The 16893-nt window shown below is 67.7% G+C and carries 12 protein-coding genes; 4 read left to right on the top strand and 8 right to left on the bottom strand.

Translation table 11 applies throughout. The annotated features are described in order from the left end of the window. Positions 1-293: 293 nt before the first annotated feature. Positions 294-869: an FKBP-type peptidyl-prolyl cis-trans isomerase gene (locus ACWCPQ_RS34400; RefSeq protein WP_449907159.1), complete on the bottom strand. Its 576-nt coding sequence runs from the start codon at positions 867-869 to the stop codon at positions 294-296. Between the two features lie 276 nt (positions 870-1145). Here ACWCPQ_RS34400 and ACWCPQ_RS34395 point away from each other — a divergent pair, with 276 nt between their 5' ends. Together ACWCPQ_RS34395 and ACWCPQ_RS34390 are read left to right on the top strand one after the other, a co-directional pair. Next, entirely contained in the window at positions 1146-3608 is a 2463-nt protein-coding gene (locus ACWCPQ_RS34395; RefSeq protein WP_449907156.1) for a phosphoketolase family protein, read from the top strand. A 597-nt stretch (positions 3609-4205) separates the two neighbouring features. Further along, complete coding sequence (locus ACWCPQ_RS34390; RefSeq protein ID WP_449907153.1) at positions 4206-4520, top strand: hypothetical protein; 315 nt, start codon at positions 4206-4208, stop codon at positions 4518-4520. A 16-nt stretch (positions 4521-4536) separates the two neighbouring features. Here the strand turns inward: ACWCPQ_RS34390 and ACWCPQ_RS34385 are convergent, their stop codons facing one another. The 4 genes from ACWCPQ_RS34385 to ACWCPQ_RS34370 all read right to left on the bottom strand — a co-directional run bounded on the left by ACWCPQ_RS34385 (position 4537) and on the right by ACWCPQ_RS34370 (position 9106). Then, a complete protein-coding gene (locus tag ACWCPQ_RS34385) occupies positions 4537-7089 on the bottom strand; it encodes an ATP-binding protein (RefSeq protein ID WP_449907150.1) in 2553 nt (850 codons plus the stop codon). 88 nt (positions 7090-7177) lie between these two features. Continuing rightward, positions 7178-7750 carry a dihydrofolate reductase family protein gene (locus tag ACWCPQ_RS34380; protein ID WP_449907147.1) on the bottom strand — a complete coding sequence of 191 codons (573 nt, stop codon included), beginning with the start codon at positions 7748-7750 and terminating at the stop codon, positions 7178-7180. 216 nt (positions 7751-7966) lie between these two features. Next, positions 7967-8722: a MerR family transcriptional regulator gene (locus ACWCPQ_RS34375; RefSeq protein WP_449907145.1), complete on the bottom strand. Its 756-nt coding sequence runs from the start codon at positions 8720-8722 to the stop codon at positions 7967-7969. Between the two features lie 87 nt (positions 8723-8809). Continuing rightward, entirely contained in the window at positions 8810-9106 is a 297-nt protein-coding gene (locus tag ACWCPQ_RS34370; RefSeq protein ID WP_449907142.1) for a WhiB family transcriptional regulator, read from the bottom strand. Between the two features lie 146 nt (positions 9107-9252). Here ACWCPQ_RS34370 and ACWCPQ_RS34365 point away from each other — a divergent pair, with 146 nt between their 5' ends. Continuing rightward, positions 9253-9636, top strand: coding sequence for a DUF1707 SHOCT-like domain-containing protein (locus ACWCPQ_RS34365; RefSeq protein WP_449907139.1), 384 nt, complete (start codon positions 9253-9255; stop codon positions 9634-9636). Between the two features lie 2 nt (positions 9637-9638). Here ACWCPQ_RS34365 and ACWCPQ_RS34360 read toward each other — a convergent pair whose 3' ends face one another. Together ACWCPQ_RS34360 and ACWCPQ_RS34355 are read right to left on the bottom strand one after the other, a co-directional pair. Next, entirely contained in the window at positions 9639-12203 is a 2565-nt protein-coding gene (locus ACWCPQ_RS34360; RefSeq protein WP_449907136.1) for a tetratricopeptide repeat protein, read from the bottom strand. Positions 12204-12427: 224 nt separating this feature from the next. Continuing rightward, positions 12428-13948 (bottom strand): amino acid permease, encoded by a 1521-nt coding sequence (locus ACWCPQ_RS34355; protein ID WP_449907133.1) that lies wholly within the window; start codon positions 13946-13948, stop codon positions 12428-12430. A 205-nt stretch (positions 13949-14153) separates the two neighbouring features. On the opposite strand from ACWCPQ_RS34355, the gene ACWCPQ_RS34350 reads away from it, so the two are divergent. Next, positions 14154-15305 carry an SPFH domain-containing protein gene (locus ACWCPQ_RS34350; protein ID WP_449907131.1) on the top strand — a complete coding sequence of 384 codons (1152 nt, stop codon included), beginning with the start codon at positions 14154-14156 and terminating at the stop codon, positions 15303-15305. A gap of 259 nt (positions 15306-15564) precedes the next feature. Here the strand turns inward: ACWCPQ_RS34350 and ACWCPQ_RS34345 are convergent. Further along, positions 15565-16893, bottom strand: a 1329-nt coding sequence (locus tag ACWCPQ_RS34345; protein ID WP_449907128.1) for an NAD-glutamate dehydrogenase domain-containing protein, incomplete at its 5' end; no start/stop codon positions are given.

Here is a 16893-nt window from a genome sequence, read left to right as displayed (position 1 = left end):
GGTCGGGGCCCTCGTGACCCCGGTTCTTCACTCCTGCGCTCCTCCGCTTCGCTCCCCCGCTCCGTCGCTCCAGAACCGGGGCGGGCCCCGACCACAGCGGCTGACACTTCGGAGTAGAGGGAACTTACGAGTGGAGGGGCGCTTTCGTCACGCCGGATAAAGTTCGCCCCGGGCCGGGCCACCACGTTTCGCCCGGGCGTGGCCGTGCGCGACCCGTGGATGTGCTCCGACGCACTTCACCGTCGAACCGGACCCGGCCCCTGCGGGGTGCCGACGTGCGGTATCGCGGGCACTCAGCCTTGCGGGACGGCGACCGCATCGGTGACGAAGACCAGCGTCTCGTTCGGCTTCACCCCGTTGCCGCCGGCTCCGTAGCCCAGCTCGGGCGGGATGATCAGCAACCGGCGGGCACCCTGCTGGACTCCTTCGAGTCCCTGTTCCCAGCCGGGGATGACCATACCGTCGCCCAGGGTGAGTTCGAAGGGCTCGCCGCGGTCGAACGAGGAGTCCAGCTGTTCCTTGTCCGACCAGGTGACCAGCGCGTAGTTCATGGTGAGCTGCTGGCCGGGGGCGGCCCCGGGACCCGACCCCGGGACCAGATCCTTGGTCACGAGCTGCTTGGGCGGGTCGCAATCGTCGGGGATGGTGATCTGCGGAACTTCACCGAAACCGCCCTTCACCTCGATATCGTCGGCCCCGCATTCGCGGCCTTTGGATTCGGTGGCCCCGCCCTGCGCCTGGGCACCGGACGAATCGGCCGCGGTGGAGGTGGTCGCCGTGTTGTCCGTGTCGTCGGAGCCGCACGCGGTGAGGCCGATGGCGGCCGCCGCGACGGCGGTGACAGCGATGATCCTGCCGATTGTCTGCATGCGCCGTACCCTACCGCCGGGCGGCCGGCGGCCGGGGCGCCGGAGTGGGGCCGCGGCAGGTGGGACGGGATCTCGGCCGGCCTTTCTCCGGGCGGTCCCGGGGACACCGGTTTCCGCTCCGTTGTGCGGGTACAGCGGGAGCAGGAGCAGAGAAGTTCCGCCGGTCGCCTTCCCGGGAACCGGGGGCAGCGTGGCACACCTCCAGCTATCGTGGTGACAATCCCCACCGGGGGTGCGGCGGCCCGGCGCGACCACGACCTCCAGGAGGTTAAGCGTATGACGCAGTTGGCGAGTGCAGGCGGGGACACCGGCGCCGACAATGTGAGCGGCCGCGGTGGTGAATCCGTCGCGCCCCGGCCCTATGTGCTGTCGGCGGCGCCGGGACCGTTGGGTCCCGAGGAGCTCGAAGCCCTGGACGCGTGGTGGCGGGCGGCCAACTATCTGGCGGTCGGGCAGATATATCTGATGGCGAATCCCCTGGTTCGCCAACCGCTGGCACCCGAGCACATCAAACCCCGGCTGCTCGGGCACTTCGGCACCGTTCCGGGGCTGAATCTGGTGTGGGTGCACGCGAATCGCGCGATCCTGGCACGCGATCTGAACGCGGTGTTCGTCGCCGGCCCGGGACACGGCGGCCCGGGCCCCAATGCCTGCGCCTGGCTGGAGGGCACCTACTCCGAGCTGTACAGTTATATCCCCCGTGACGGTGAGGGAATGCGCGCCCTGTTCGCCCAGTTCTCCTTTCCCGGAGGGGTTCCCAGTCATTGCGCCCCGGAGACGCCGGGCTCGTTCCATGAGGGCGGTGAGCTGGGATATTCACTGTTGCACGCGTTCGGGGCCGCGCTGGACAACCCGGATCTCACCGTGTTCTGCGTGGTCGGGGACGGTGAGGCCGAAACCGGCCCGTTGGCGGGGAGCTGGCACTGCAACAAATTCCTCAACCCGGCGCGCGACGGCGCGGTCGTCCCGATCCTGGCCCTCAACCAGTACAAGATCGCGAATCCGACTCTGCTGGCCCGTATTCCCCAGGGCGAGCTGATCTCCCTGCTGCAGGGTTACGGCTACGAGCCACTGATCGTCGCCGGCGACGATCCGGCCCGGGTGCACCAGGACATGGCCGCGGCCATGGATGCCTGTCTGGAGCGGATCGCGCAGATCCAGCGTGCCGCGCGGGACGGCAGCGACACGACACGGCCGCATTGGCCGATGATCGTATTGCGCACCCCGAAGGGTTGGACCGGGCCGCCGATCGTGGACGGTGAACCGGTCGAGGGCACCTTCCGGGCACATCAGGTGCCGTTACCGGCCGCCCGCGACAACGCGGCGCACCGGGCCGTACTCGAAGAATGGCTGCGTTCCTACCGGCCCGAGGAATTGTTCGACGAATCCGGCGCGCCGGTCTCGGAGCTGTGCCGCCTGGTCCCGGCCGGCGGGCGGCGGATGAGCGCGAATCCGGTGGCCAACGGTGGCGCGCTGGTCCGCGATCTGCGGCTGCCCGACTGGCGGCGTCACGCGGTGGACGTGCCCGGCCCCGGTGCCACCGCACACGAGGCGACCAGGGTGCTGGGCGGCTGGCTGCGCGCGGTGACCGCGGACAATCCGGACAACTTCCTGACCTTCGCTCCGGACGAGCTGGCCAGCAATCGGTTGCAGGACATCCTGGAGGTCACCGGCCGGAAGTGGCAGGCCGAGATCGGGGTGTACGACGAGAAACTGGATCGCAGCGGCCGGGTGATCGAGGTGCTGTCCGAGCATATGTGCCAGGGCCTGCTCGAGGGTTATCTCCTGACCGGCCGGCACGGCGTTTTCACCTGCTACGAGGCGTTCGTGCACATCGTGGACGCCATGTTCAATCAGCACGCCAAATGGCTGGACGCGAGCGCGGCGGTACCGTGGCGGCAGCCGCTGCCGAGCCTGAACTATCTGTTGTCCTCCCATGTGTGGCGCCAGGATCACAACGGTTTCACCCACCAGGACCCCGGCTTCCTCGATGTGGTGCTGAACAAGAAACCCGAGATCGTCCGGGTGTACCTGCCGCCGGACGCGAACACACTGCTGTCGGTGTACGACCACTGTCTGCGCTCACGCCACTATGTGAACGTGGTGGTGGCCGGTAAACAACCGCAACCCGATTGGCTGCCCGCCACCGAGGCGGCCCTGCACTGCGCGCGCGGTATCGGCATCTGGGACTGGGCCGGGCAGCGTGACGAGCCGGCCACCACCCCGGATGTGGTTCTCGCCTGCGCGGGCGATGTCCCGACCCTGGAAACTCTTGCCGCCGCGGCGATCCTGCGCGAGGAACTCCCGTGGCTGCGGGTGCGGGTGGTGAACGTGGTCGATCTGATGCGGCTGCTCCCGGCCGATGAACATCCACACGGGCTACCGGACAGCGAATTCGACACCCTGTTCACCCGCGATTCCCCGGTGATCTTCGCCTTCCACGGCTATCCGTGGCTGATCCACCGGCTCACCTATCGCCGCACCAACCATTCGGGCATGCATGTGCGGGGATACCGGGAACGCGGCACCACCACGACGCCCTTCGATATGGTCATGCTCAACGATCTCGACCGGTATCACCTGGTGATGGACGTGATAGACCGGGTGCCGGCGCTACGGCAGCAGGCAGCCGGGCTTCGCCAGCGCATGGTCGACGCCCGGCTGCGGGCCCGGACCTGGACACGGGAACACGGTGCCGATATCCCCGAGGTGGCGAACTGGCGCTGGCCCGGCCGATAGGTATCCGAGAAACGACCGCACCGGGATCCGGAGGTTCCGGCGCCGAATGATGGCGGCGGAGTGGGCGAGCCCGGCACCGACACGGCCACATTCGAGGACGAACCCACAGCGGGTTTGCCACCCGCCTGCCTCACCGGTTCGGAACAGTCGCGGGCACTCCTGTCGCCCGCGCCGATCCGGCCGGGCGTCGAGCGCCGTCAACCGGACTATCTCCGGATCGGTTGCGGCCTCGAGTATCTGCGTGCGGACAGTCCGCGCCTACTGCGCGACCGTGGTCCGGGTCGGAAGAGGTCGCCGGCGCCACGGGAATAAGCCCTGGGTATCGAGGCTCTGGATCGGCTCATACCAGGAGGACCCCGGTCGCGGGTGCACGGGACGGTGTTCACGGGGCCGTCCCCGGGAGTCCGAGCCGCTCGACCTCCGGCTGTAGCCCGCTCCCATACTGGACGACCCAACTTTTCCCACCAATGGGAAATGCATGGACGCTTATTCAAACACTCGTGTACCGTACCGTTGTATAGCGGCACATAGAACTACGGACCCACATACATCGACTCACCGTAGACGTTCTAATGCCGGAACAGAACGGAGCACGCCATGACCATCGCCCGCAACTTCGGATTCGTGAAGAGAATCGCCGCCGCCGCCGTGCTGGCCGGAGCGCTCGCCGCGATCCCCGCCACCGTCGCCCCGCAGCTGGCCTTCGCCGATACGCCCGGCCACAGCAGCCGTGACGATTCCCATCCGGGCAAGGGCAGCTACGGCGATACCCACGACCTCCCCAGCGACCCCAGCAACCGCAGCGAGCCGGTGCACGCGATCCCGGCCGAGCGCAGCTTCACCTATGACAACGACCAGGGCGGCTACCTGGACATCTGTGCCTACAAGCCGTACTACTACGCCTGCCGGTGATATCGGCGCCGCGCGATCACTGCCCGTCGGGCAGGCGCGGCGTACGCCGCCGGTTCCGGGGACGGCCGGCGGCGGTAACGCGTTCGGCGTCCACCGCCCCGGCGAGGTGGACCGGAATATGGTCCGGGATCTGCCGGCGGGAGCCGATCAGTAGCTTCTGCCGGATGCTGGCGACCTGCGCGTCCACCGTCCGCACCGAACTGCCACGCCGCTGCGCGATGGCACTGTTCGGCCAGCCCGCGGCGGCCAGGATCGCGACCTCGCGTTCGGCCGGCGAGAGATCGTCCCAGCGTGAATCGGCCGGTTCACCATGATCTACCGGTGTGTCCGCCACGATCGGACGCACCGGCCAGCGGCGACGCAGGTACTCCCGTACCGCGTCGCCACCGGGGCGGAATTGTCCGCCCCGCTGCTCGGCAGCGGCGAAATCCGCCGGACCGACGATCACCGTCGCGACCTCGGTCGCGCGGTGTACGCCGAGCACCACCATCGGCACCCGCTCGATACATATCCCCATCGTGCGGTGGCAGGCCCGGAAAACCCCGACCAGCCAAGCCAGTTCGGTGGCACGGATGCGGATGGCCGCCGCGGCACCCAACGCGGCGGGATCCCCGGCGAGCACCTGGGTCAGCACGAGCATGCACACCGCTACCGCCCACGAGGTCATCCAGGTGTCACGCCCCGAACCCAATTCGGATACCGCCGCGTGGGCCGGTTCCAGTGCGGCGGCCGGATCGGCCGAGCGCGCCAGCGCCAGCGTGCGCGCCACCCCGGCCCACAGGGCGGCCGACGAGGACTCCGAGGCCAGCGAGCGCTCCAGATGCCGGCGGGTCATCCGGTCGGCCAACTCCGGATCACCCAGCATGGAGGCCGCGAGCGCGGCGAAGATCTGACCGCGCTCGAGCCCGACCCGGTCACCCTGTGCGGTGAACTTGCTACCGGCCCGCTCCAGCACAGTGATGGCCCCGGGGTCCATCCGGAACAGCATGAGTTCCAGCCCCCAGATCCATTCGACCGACGCCGGCAGGTCCAGATCGGCTTCCGGCGTATCCCGCCAGTTCGGGCCACCCGGCCCGCCCGGTGCGCGGCCGGCGACACATTCGTCGAGCAAGGCGGCGGCCCGATCGGCTTCGCCCTGCCACAGGTAATACCAGCCGAGCAGTGCGGTGGCCCGGATGTGATGTTCGGTGGTCCCACCGCCGCGGGTGACCGCGAGAGCCTCGGCGGTGAGCCTGGTCAGTGCCCGGCTACCACCTTTGATGAACGGCACCCAGACCGACAGCAGTACCGACGCCGTCTCCAGGCCGACCATCGCCTCCTCGGGATCGGCGAGCCCGGTTTCGATTCCCATCAGGATGTCGTCCCAGGAAGTGCGCGCCCATTCGAGCCAGGACCGTTCGCGCGGCCCGTACCAGAGCGACCGGGCCGCTACCACTCGATCCCGGTGGTAGCGGCGATGCCGGGCGGCCATCCGGCCCGCCTCGGCCGGTTCCCGGCGCAGGCGGTCGCCGGCGAACACGCGCACGCTCTCCACCAGATACCAGCGCACACTCGTCTCGGTACGGAAGGTCGAGACCAGGGAGCGCTCGGCCAACCGCTGCAGCAGTGGAGCCACCAGTTCGGCGGGCAGTGCGTCGTCCGCGCAGACCGCGACGACCGCGGGCAGCTCGACCCCGTTGCGCTGCGGCGTCACCCCGTCGGTTTCATACCCGGGCGCGAATACCGACATCCGTTGCAGAAGTAACTGTTCATCGGTCGCGCACAGGTCGAAAGACCAGGCGATCACGTCGTAGACCCCGCGATGCCGCCGCTCGGTGCCCGCCCGCGCGCTCTGCGCCCACTGCATCCGCTGGTCGGCGGCGTCACCGGTGAGTTCGGCCAGCACCATGGCGGGCGGCTGGTGCCGCAACCGGGCCGCGGCGAGCCGGATGAAGAGCGGGTTGTGCTCGACCCGGTGGCAGATCCGGCGGACGACCGCGAGTTGCGCCGGATCATCGGATACCGGGCAGCCGGTGAACTCGGCACGCTGCCGGAACAGTTGCAGCGATTCGAACGACGACAGCGGCGGTACGGCGAGTATGTACTCGTCGGCCCAGCCGATGGGTTCGCGGCTGGTGGCGAGCACGGTCAGTCCGGGGGTGGTCGCGAGCAGGTCGATCACCGCGCGCCCGGCGGCCGCCAGCACGTGCTCACAACTGTCCAGTACCAGGATCGCGTGCTCGGCCAGCGCGCCGGCCCGGGGTCCCACCCCGACATCCAGCGCATCGGGATCGCTGATATCGGTGCGCACCACCGAGCGCAGGACGTTCTCCGCGGAATCGCCACAATCGCGTTCGAGTTCGGCCAGGCGCGCCCAGTACACGGGCCGGCCGGGATCGGCGCGGCTGATCCGCCGCATCGCCTCGGCGGCCAGCCTCGTCTTACCGATTCCGCCCTGGCCGATCAACGTGACCAGCCGAGCGGTACCCGAGGACAACAGGTCGTGCAGGCGTGCGAGTTCCCGCATCCGACCGAAGAACTCGGTCGCCGGTACGGCCGGGGCCGCGCCGTCCGGGTAGATCACCGCCATGACAACGTAAATTAGTGCACGTCGTGATGGGCCGTCCGGCGAACCCGGTCATTTCACGGGCAGCCCGCTCCGGTACGCATCGTGACGCTCAGCACATCACGCAGGCCTGCTGGCGGTAGTGCATCTGGACCACCGCGCTGTCGAAGGTCAGCACGTCCACCAGTTGCAGCCCGCTCGTATCGACCGGCGACCGGAACAGCGGGACCCCGCCGCCCAGCAGCAGCGGATGCACGAAGAGCCGGAACTCGTCGATGAGGTCGTGGGCCATGAACGAGCGGGCGGTTTCGGCGCCGCCGAACAGCACCATGTCCTGCCCCGCCGCTCTGCGCTGCCGGATCTCCTCGATCGGGTCCGGTCCGGTGATCCGGGTGTTCCACGACGGGTTACGCAGGGTGCGGGATACGACGAGTTTGGGCGCGGCGCGCCAGAATCGCGCGAATTCGACATAGAACGGGGAAACCGGGGCCAGATCCGCGGTGGGCCAGAAGGCCGACAGGATCTCGTAGGTTCGCCGCCCGTACAGCAGCAGATCGGCTCTGCGGAGTTCATCCAGGTATTCGGTACAGAGTTCCTCGTCGACGACCGGCCAGTGGACCGCCTCGTCGGGTCCCTCCGCGAACCCGTCGAGTGATATCTGCATCCACAGTGTCACGCTTCCCATTCCAGCCTCATCTACCGCGTCAGGTGCCAAGAAGCAGATTCTGCACCCGCACCGGGCCGCGCGCATCCGTAGAAAGGAGGAAAGTTACCTAAGTAGCTGTCAGCCGTGAGGTTGATCGGCGAATGGAAGAGCCGCCGTCGAATGTACCGTCATCCGGCGCAACACCGCTCGATCCGTTCCCAACGCGGGGAACCCGGCGCGGATCCGTACGCCGGTTCAGGTCTCCGCGGGCAGATCGGCGAGTTCGCTGTCGCTGTCGATGTAGTGCGCGACGAACTTGTTCACCAACTCCGCGGCGGCCTTACCGGGCAGCGTGCGGGCGAGCTGTAGCTGCGTGGTCAATTCGGCCAGGTCGGAGGCTTCCTGCTCGGAATCCCGGTACTTCTGCCAGGCCGTGCGGTGGAACAGGTCGACGAAGCGGCGGGCCATTCGATCGCTGTCGGCGCGGATCCGTTCGAGTTCGCCCAGTACCTCGGCCTCGGGGACCCCGGCGGCGGCGAGCTGCTCCGATATGCGGATGAGCTGCCGGTCAGCGGGCCGATAGGTGGCGGCGTCCACCGGCTCGTAGAGTCCGGCCGCGACTATCCGGGCCAGCCCGTTGGGCACGGCGGCGTAACGTTCCTGCAGTTCGGTGGCGGGAATGGCATCGGCCGGCGGGACCGACTCGCCCGCGGACGGTTCATCGGATTCCACACCGCCCAGTAGCGGTCCGACACCCAGGATATCGCCGAGATCGTCCCCACGATCCCAGGCTTTCAGCAGCTCTTTGATCCCGTTCAGCTTGATTCCGCGATCGAGCAACCTGCTGATCGTGCGCACCCGATTGAGGTGATCTGGACTGTAATAACCCGTCCGCCCTTTGACCTGCGGCGGGGGCAGGACCCCCCGTTCGTGATAAACCCGCAGGCTGCGCACGGTCGTGCCGGCGGCCCGCGCCAGTTCATCGATCGTGTACTCCACACCAGCAGCCATATAACAAGGAAACCACAAAGGCGCCGAGACGACCCGTGCCGGACACGACCGAAAGGTCCGATTCAGCCGGTGTGGGGGTGGGATTCGCTAGTTGGTCGAGCTCGGACCAACGGCCCGTTGGGTATGTGTGCGACGCTCGTCTTCGGACATACCGCCCCATACTCCGTACGGTTCCCCGACCGCCAGCGCGTAGCTGCGGCACCGGTCGAGCACCGGACAGGTATCGCAGATCTGCTTGGCTCGCCGCACTCGGGCTGCTCTGGCCCGGCCCCGCTCGCCTTCGGGATGGAAGAACACAGTGGACTCCAGGCCGCGGCAGGACCCGTTCAGCTGCCAGTCCCATGCTTCGGCCGCCGGGCGCCGAGACTGGATCACGGTGGACATACACAACTCCTCTGCCCGCAATTCTGTGGTGCCAGCGTAGTTACTCCCCATTTCTGGGAATCGGTGTCGAGTCGGCCGCGCGGCCTTCCCGACAGTGGCGAACATCAGACCTGCCCGGACCGCGGAAACCGTCCTATGCTGCGAGGATGAGTGAGCTACCCGGCGCGCGGATCACCGTCGAGCAGCGCGATCGCGCACTGCGGGAGCTCGCCGACCATCTGGGCTCGGGCCTGCTGACACTCACCGAATACGAAGAGCGGACCGCCGCCGTCACCGCCGCCCGGACCACCCCCGAACTCGCGGCGCTGTTCACCGATCTCCCGGCCGCCGCGGCATCACCAGGACAGCGGGAAACTGCCGATCCCGCAATCGGTTTCGCGATACTGGCCGGCGGCTCCGCGGCCTTTGCGCTGGTTCTCGCGCTGGTGTTCGGCGGCTGGCTGTGGTTGCTGCTGCTGGTGATCGTCCTGGTCTCCGCGCCCCTGGTACCGGCCGTGGTCCGGCGCCGCCGGGTGACCGGTCAGCCGTAACCTCACCAACGGGTATGCGGGCGAACGCTGTTCGCCAGATCGACCAACCGGTAACGATGCAGACGTCCCGGCGCGGTCCGGGCCAGCGCACGCAGCCGTGACTCCAGCCCGCTCTTGAGCCCGGCCACTGTCAGCGGGTAGCCCAGCAGTGTGGCGTCGGCCGAGGCGGGCCGCATCCGGGACTTCAGCCATTCCAGCGCGGCCCCGACCACCACCACCTGCATCTGCAGTGCACGTGGCTCGTCGGTGAGTTCCAGCCGGGAAGCAGCCTCGCGCAGATCGATCTCGGTGATCTCCCGATGCGGCCGCGACACCAGCAGCAAGCTGCCCGTCATCCGGGCGGTGCCGTGGTGACGGGAGGTGACCGGTACCCCGTCCAGAACCTGTACCGCCTGCAACAGTTCGCCGTCGGCGGCCAGCCGCCTGGCCAGTCCGAACGCCGCGCTGACCACGCCGTGATTGGTCTGCCAGACCAGCCGGTAGAACTCCTCCGCGGCGGTGTGCCAGCGATCGGAATCACCGGGATCGGCCAGGGTCTGCAGAACGAGTTCGGCGGTGGCGGCCAGGGCCAGGGCCGGAGCCAGCTCACCGGGCAGCATGGTGTGCACTTCGTCGAAATGCAGGTAGGCGCTCTCGTAGTGTCCGTCCAGCAGATCGCTCACGCCGGTGAACCATTCGACGCGCCAATCGGTCACGGTACTGGGGCGCAACGCGTCCAGCAGGGCGAGCGCGGGCCCCCGCTCACCCAGATCGAGATGGGCACGAACGGCGGCCAGCGCTCCCTCGACTTCGAACGTCTCCGGCGCGTCGATGGTGCCGGCCGCGATCCGCTCGGTGGTCTGGCGCAACGCGTCCAGGGTCTGCCGGGCATCGCCGTGCAGCAGCGGGCTCAGCAGCTGAACGCTGGGGTCGTCGGCGTCGATCAGCGGAATGGGCAGCGTGGCCACGACCGCGGCGGCGTCGAGACCGAGCCTGCGATGCCCGCCGTCGACCATCCCGTCGGTTTGACCGATCAAGGTGTCTATACCGAAATCGCCGCGCAGTGAACCGAATTCGACCGAAGCCTGGGGATGCTCCCGACCGGAGTCGGCGGCGAGCACCACTCGCAACACACCGGCCAGTTGGCAGTACATCGCATAGGTGGACGGGAAACGCCGGCTCGGATCCGTATGTGTCGCACGGACCAGCAGCCGGTGCAGGCACGGGTAGCGCCGCAGCAGCGGGTACTCGTCCGGTGTCGGCATCTCGGTGCGGTAGTTGCCGTGAGAGTCCTTGCGCAGGTCCAGGATGAGCGCTGCCAGGGTGCGCCCGGCCGCGTAGACATCGGTGGCCACCGTCGGGCCGGTCTCGATGATCTCCGGCGCCTGATAGCCGGGAGTGCCGTAGATACTCCCGTAGGACTCCATCGCCGCGACGGCGCCGAGGTCGATCAGCTTGACCTCGTCGTCGGTCACCATGATGTTGTCCGGTTTGAGGTCGTTGTAGGCCAGGCCGAACGAGTGCAGGTAGTCGAGGGCCGGCAGCACCTCCATCATGTAGGCGATGGTCTCGGCCACCGGAATACGGTCCGATCCGGCCATGTCCAGCATCTTCTTCAGCGATCGCCCGCCGACGTACTCCATGACGATATAGCCGTCGGCCACTTCACGCTGCGAGCGGTGCTTGACGAAGTTGTAGATCTTGACCACGCCGGGATGAGTTATCTCGGAGAGGAATTGGCGTTCGGCGAGCGCGACGACGTGGGCCTCGAAGTCCTGCGGGTTCTGCAGTCCCTTGAGCACGACCCAGCGGTCGCTCACATTGGTATCGACGGCCAGGTAGATCCAGCCCAGGCCACCGTGCGCCAGACAGCCCTTGACCACGTATTGTTCGGCCACGACCTCGCCCGCGGACAGGGCGGGCAGATAGTTGTAGGCCGATCCGCATTTCTCGCACTCCCCCGCCACGGCGCCGGGCCCCGCCGGACCGGACCGGCCGTTGGGCGCCTGACACTTCCAGCAGAAGCGTTTGTGCTCGGGTACCACCGGATCGGCGAGCACCGCCGTGGCCGGATCGACCGGATCCACCCGCGGCAGGGCTACCAGGCCGGCACCCAGCCGGCGCACGCTGGGCCGCGAGCGGGCATTGCGCCCGGAGGGCATTTCGTCTTCGAAGCCCGCGAACGGGTCGGGATCGTCGAAACCGTCCTCGTCATCGCCGAGCAGGAGTTCGTCGAGGTCGTCGTCCTCGTCGTCGGGCCCGGCCAGACTGTTGAGCCGGGCGATATCGTCGCCGGTCAATGCCGCGATGGCCCGGTCGAAATCCGACAGGTCCGGTGGTGCGGGCGGAGCGTCGGACACCGGGGGTGCCGCCACCGAGGGCACCGACCCCACGCTCACCGGCACGAACACGCCCGACTGGCTGGGCACCGATGCGGCGTCGGTGGCACTGCGCGGCTCGGCGGGACCGGATTCGGCGAGCAATTCCTCGGCGGCGCGGGTCAGATCCGATTCCGAGGCGGGACGGCGCACGCTCTCGCTGCTGTTGGTGCGCAGGGTCGACCAGGTGTGCGCGCCCCGCCGAGGCATTTCCGCACCCCGGACGCGCCGCTTCGACCAGGGCGGCGGGAGCGGACGCTCGGACGAGGTGGGTTGCTCTGGCATGCACGACCTCTCAAAACCCGTGGAAGAACAGAGAGAGTCTATTGTGATCCCGCGCCACCGGCACGGAAGAGCGAACATTCCCTTCTCTGGGAATGCGAAATACCCCGGGTTTGCTACCCGGGGTATTTCACGGCACAGCGTCCGCGTGACTACTTGTCCTCCGGTTCGTCGAGAATACGAACCGTGTCACCGGGCTCCTCCGCCGCCGGCGCCGCACCAGCGGTCACCGCGGTCCGTTCGGTGGTGAGCTCGCCGACCCGCTTACGGGCCAGGAACCAACCGCCGACCAGCGCCGGAACACCGACCACCAGCATCGCGATCACCGCCGCCCGCTGTTCGATCTCCTCGCTGAACAGCATCAGCAGCACGACGCCGACCAGGAACGCCAGGGTGGCGTAGCTGGTGTAGGGCGCGCCGGGCAGCCGGAACTTGGGCCGGGTGACCTTACCGTCGCGAGACCACTTGAACAGCTGGAGCTGGCACAGAACGATCGCGGTCCACGAGAAGATGGTGCCCAGCGCCGAGACGTTCAGCACGATCTCGAACGCCTTGTCGGGAACGACGGCGTTCAGTCCGACACCCACCAGCGCGATGGCCCCGGTGGCGAGGATGCCGACATAGGGAACACCGGTGCTGGACATCCGGGACGCGATCTTGGGCGCACTACCGTTCATCGACATCGAGCGCAGGATGCGGCCGGTCGAGTAGAGGCCGGCGTTCAGGCTGGAGAACGCGGCGGTCAGCACCACCAGGTTCATGACCGAACCGGCGCCGTCGATACCGATCTTGGAGAAGAAGGTGACGAACGGGCTCTCGCCGGACTTGAACACGGTGTAGGGCAGCAGCAGGCCGAGCAGGACGAGCGAACCGACGTAGAACAGCGCGATCCGGGCGATCACCGAGTTGATGGCACGCGGCATGATCTTCTCGGGGTTCTCCGCTTCACCGGCGGCCGTACCGACAAGTTCCACTGCGGCATAGGCAAAGACAACACCAGTGGTCACGACGACCAGGGGCAGCAGGCCGGAGGGGAACAGACCACCGTTGTCGGAGATAACGCTGAAGCCGGTGGAGTTGCCCTCGATATCGAAGCGGCCGGCCAGGAAGACGGTGCCGATGATCAGGAAGGCGACCAGCGCGACGACCTTGATCAGCGCGGCCCAGAACTCCAGTTCACCGAACCACTTCACCGAGACCATGTTGATCGCCAGCACGATGGCCAGGGCGATCAGCGCGATAGTCCACTGCGGTATCACCTCGAAGGCGCCCCAGAAGTGGACATAGGTGGCGATCGCGGTGATATCCACGATGCCGGTCATGCACCAGTGGAAGAAGTACATCCAGCCGACCGCGAAGGCCAGCTTCTCACCGTAGAACTCACGAGCGTAGGAAACGAAGGACCCGGACGACGGACGGTGCAGGACCAGCTCGCCCAGGGCGCGCAGAATGAAGAATACGAAGATGCCGCAGATGGCGTAGACCAGGAACAGGCCGGGTCCGGCTTCGTGCAGCCGGCTGCCGGCGCCGAGGAACAGGCCCGTTCCGATGGCGCCACCGATAGCGATCATCTGGAGCTGCCGGGGGCGCAGCGACTTGTGGTAGCCCGCGTCTTCGGCGTGCAGACTCTCCGTCGGCGCCGCCTGTCCCCGAGGCTCTTGAACTGTTGTCATCGTGTTGCCTTTCGAGTGGCGCAGATCATGTCTGCGAGCAATGTACCGCTAGTTAGCGGCACGATCAATAGGGGGCCGCTGTGTGTAACACAGTGGAAACCAGCAGGTTTGAGCAAAACGCGAGGTCGGCAGCACTGTAAGTGCCATTGATCGAGCCGCTGAACGTCGATACGCTGGACACGTCAATTGCGTAGGGAGCATCGAGATGGCCTGGTTCGAACGCGAGTTCATCGCCGTCCCCGAGACCGGTAAGAAACAACTCGTCTACAAGTGGCCGGATGTGAACATCCGGCGATACTCCCGCGCCATAGTCAATGCCGACCAAACGGCACTGTTCGTGAAATCCGGCCAGGTCCTGGGCGCGCTTGGTCCGGGGCGGCATCGGATCGACGCCGACGAGCTCCCCGTCCTCGGTGCGCTGGTGGACACCCTGACCGGTGGCAACCTGTATCGCGCCGAGCTCTACTTCGTCTCCACCCGCGAATTCGCCGGGATCAAGTTCGGCGGCCGCCTGGCCGATATCGCCGACCCGGTCAGCGAGCAGATCGTCACCCTGCGTGTTTTCGGTGAGTTCGCGTTGAGTGTCCGTGACGCCGGGCAACTGATCACCTCGCTGGCCGGCAGTACGGATCTGCACGATCCGGCCGGGATCGAATCGTGGAGCGCCGATCTACTGCTCAAAGCGATGAAGGTCGCGGTGACCCAGGGTGTTTCACAGGGCGAATGGCCGGTATTGGGCTTGTCCGGCCTGTTGCCCGTCATCGAGCAGGCGGTGGTGCGCCAGACCAATACCGCGCTCTACGAATACGGCCTGCGAATCCCCCGGCTGGGCAATTTCGATATCACGCTGGCGCCCGAGGACGCCGATCGACTCAAACGGCTCGCCAAGGATGTCACCTACATCAGGCTCGCCGGAGATTTCCGGCAGTACGCCGCTGGAGAGATGGCCTTGGGCGCGGGCCAGGGGCTGGCGTCGGGGCACGGCCACGACGGTGGCGGCTTCCTGGGCGCGGCATTGGGTATCAACGCGCTGCAGCAATCCGGTCCCGCTGCCGCCGGATATTCCCCGCCCGCGCCGGGATCACCCTGGCAGCAGCACCAGCAGCAGCCCCGGGAGGCGCGTGACCCGGCGGCGCTCCCGCCACCGGCGAAACCGGCCGAACTGGGCCCCGCGGCGGTCGACAACCCGATCTGCGCTGCCTGCGCCACCGTGAATCCGCCGGGCGCCAAGTTCTGTGTCGAATGCGGCAACCCCTTCGCCCCCGCCGCGCCGCCCCGCTGCCGGGAATGTGACGCCGAGCTGCTGCCCACGGCCAGGTTCTGCGCCTCCTGCGGAACGCGCAGCCACCACACCTGAGCAGCCCTCCACCCCAGCGCGATCAGTTCCTCGTTCGCGCCCCGCCCGGTCCGCGATATCCGCCCCGCACCCGGCTCCGCTACCCGGCGGGCTCATCCCGCCGGGTGAGCCCGCCGGGTGCGATGCCCGTCCGGTACGGACGGATGTCCGGCCGGTGTGGATGTCCCGCCCGGTGCGGAACCTCCGGCCACCGCGCGGGCTTCGCATACGGCAGTGGCCGCCCGGCTCGCACCGGACGGCCACCCGTACTCGCTCACCCTCAGGCGACGATGCCGGACTCCGCACTGCCCGCCAGGCTCCGCACCTGCCGTGCCGCCACCGACAGGGTGGCCAGATCGTGCCGGGACACCCCGAAGATCTCGGTGAGCGCGGCACGCGCCCGGATCAGGCGCGACCGATTGGTCTGCTCCCAGTAGTCCAGCTTCTCCGTCACCGGATCCTCGGGATCGGTGGCCGTGGCGATATCCAGCGTCAGCAATCGCAGCGATTCGTACAGATCGTCGCGCAACGCCAGCCGCGCCAGACCGGCCCAGCGCTGATCATGGTCCAGATCGCCTACCGCACTGATCAGCCGGGTGATCTCCAGATGCGCGTTGAGCGCGAAATAGAGTTCGGCGATCTCCCGTGAATCCCGTTCCGCGATATCGGCGATATCCAGCACGTCGAGCAACGGGAAGAGATGGATGAGGCGATAGACCTCGGAGGCGAGATCGGCCGGCGCACCCTGTTCGGTCGCCTCGGTGGCATGCGCCGCGACCCGTTCGGCGAGCGGTTCGGGCAACCAGCCGGGCACGCGGTCGGCCAGGGCGTGCACGCCTTCGCGGTAGCGGGCGATATCCGCGCCGATGGCGATCGGCTGCGGGCGGTTCAGCAGCAGCCAGCGCGCGGCCCGTTCCAGCGTGCGATTGGACTCCAGCTCGAGCTGATCACGCACCGAGGTCGGCATCTCAGCCGTGCGGATCCGCTGCCACAGCTCCCGCAATCCGAAGATCTCGACCGCCGCCGTGAACGCGCGGACCGCGTCGTCGGTGGTGGCACCGATCTCCTCGGACAACCGGAACGCGAAAGTGGCGCCGCCGAAATCGACCATCTCGTTGACGACCACGGTGGCCACGATCTCGCGCCGCAGCGGGTGGCGGGTGATGGCGCCGGCGAAACGATCCCGCAACGGGGTCGGGAAATAGTCCGGCAGCACCGCGGTGAACGTGGGACTGTCGGGCAGGTCACCGTGCAGCAGATCGGATTTCAGCGCCAGCTTCACATGAGCGATCATCGTGGCCAGTTCAGGCGAGGTGAGCCCGGCCCCGACGGCTATCCGGCGGTCCATCTCGGCATCGGTGGGCAGCGCCTCGAGCTGCCGGTCCACCCCGCGACGTGTCTCCAGTTCGGTGAGCAGCCGCCGGTGCACCGCACCGCGCTGTCCCGCTCCCGAACGCGACAACCCGATCCGGAAGTTCTGCGAGATATTGTCGCGCAATACCAGTTCGGCTACTTCGTCGGTCATTTCGGCGAGCAGCGGATTGCGATCCTCGATTGCGAGTTCACCCGCCGACACCACACCGTCGAGCAGAACCTTGATGTTCACCTC

Source organism: Nocardia sp. NPDC001965, assembly GCF_053594175.1.
This window is presented reverse-complemented; position numbering and strand designations above follow the sequence as displayed.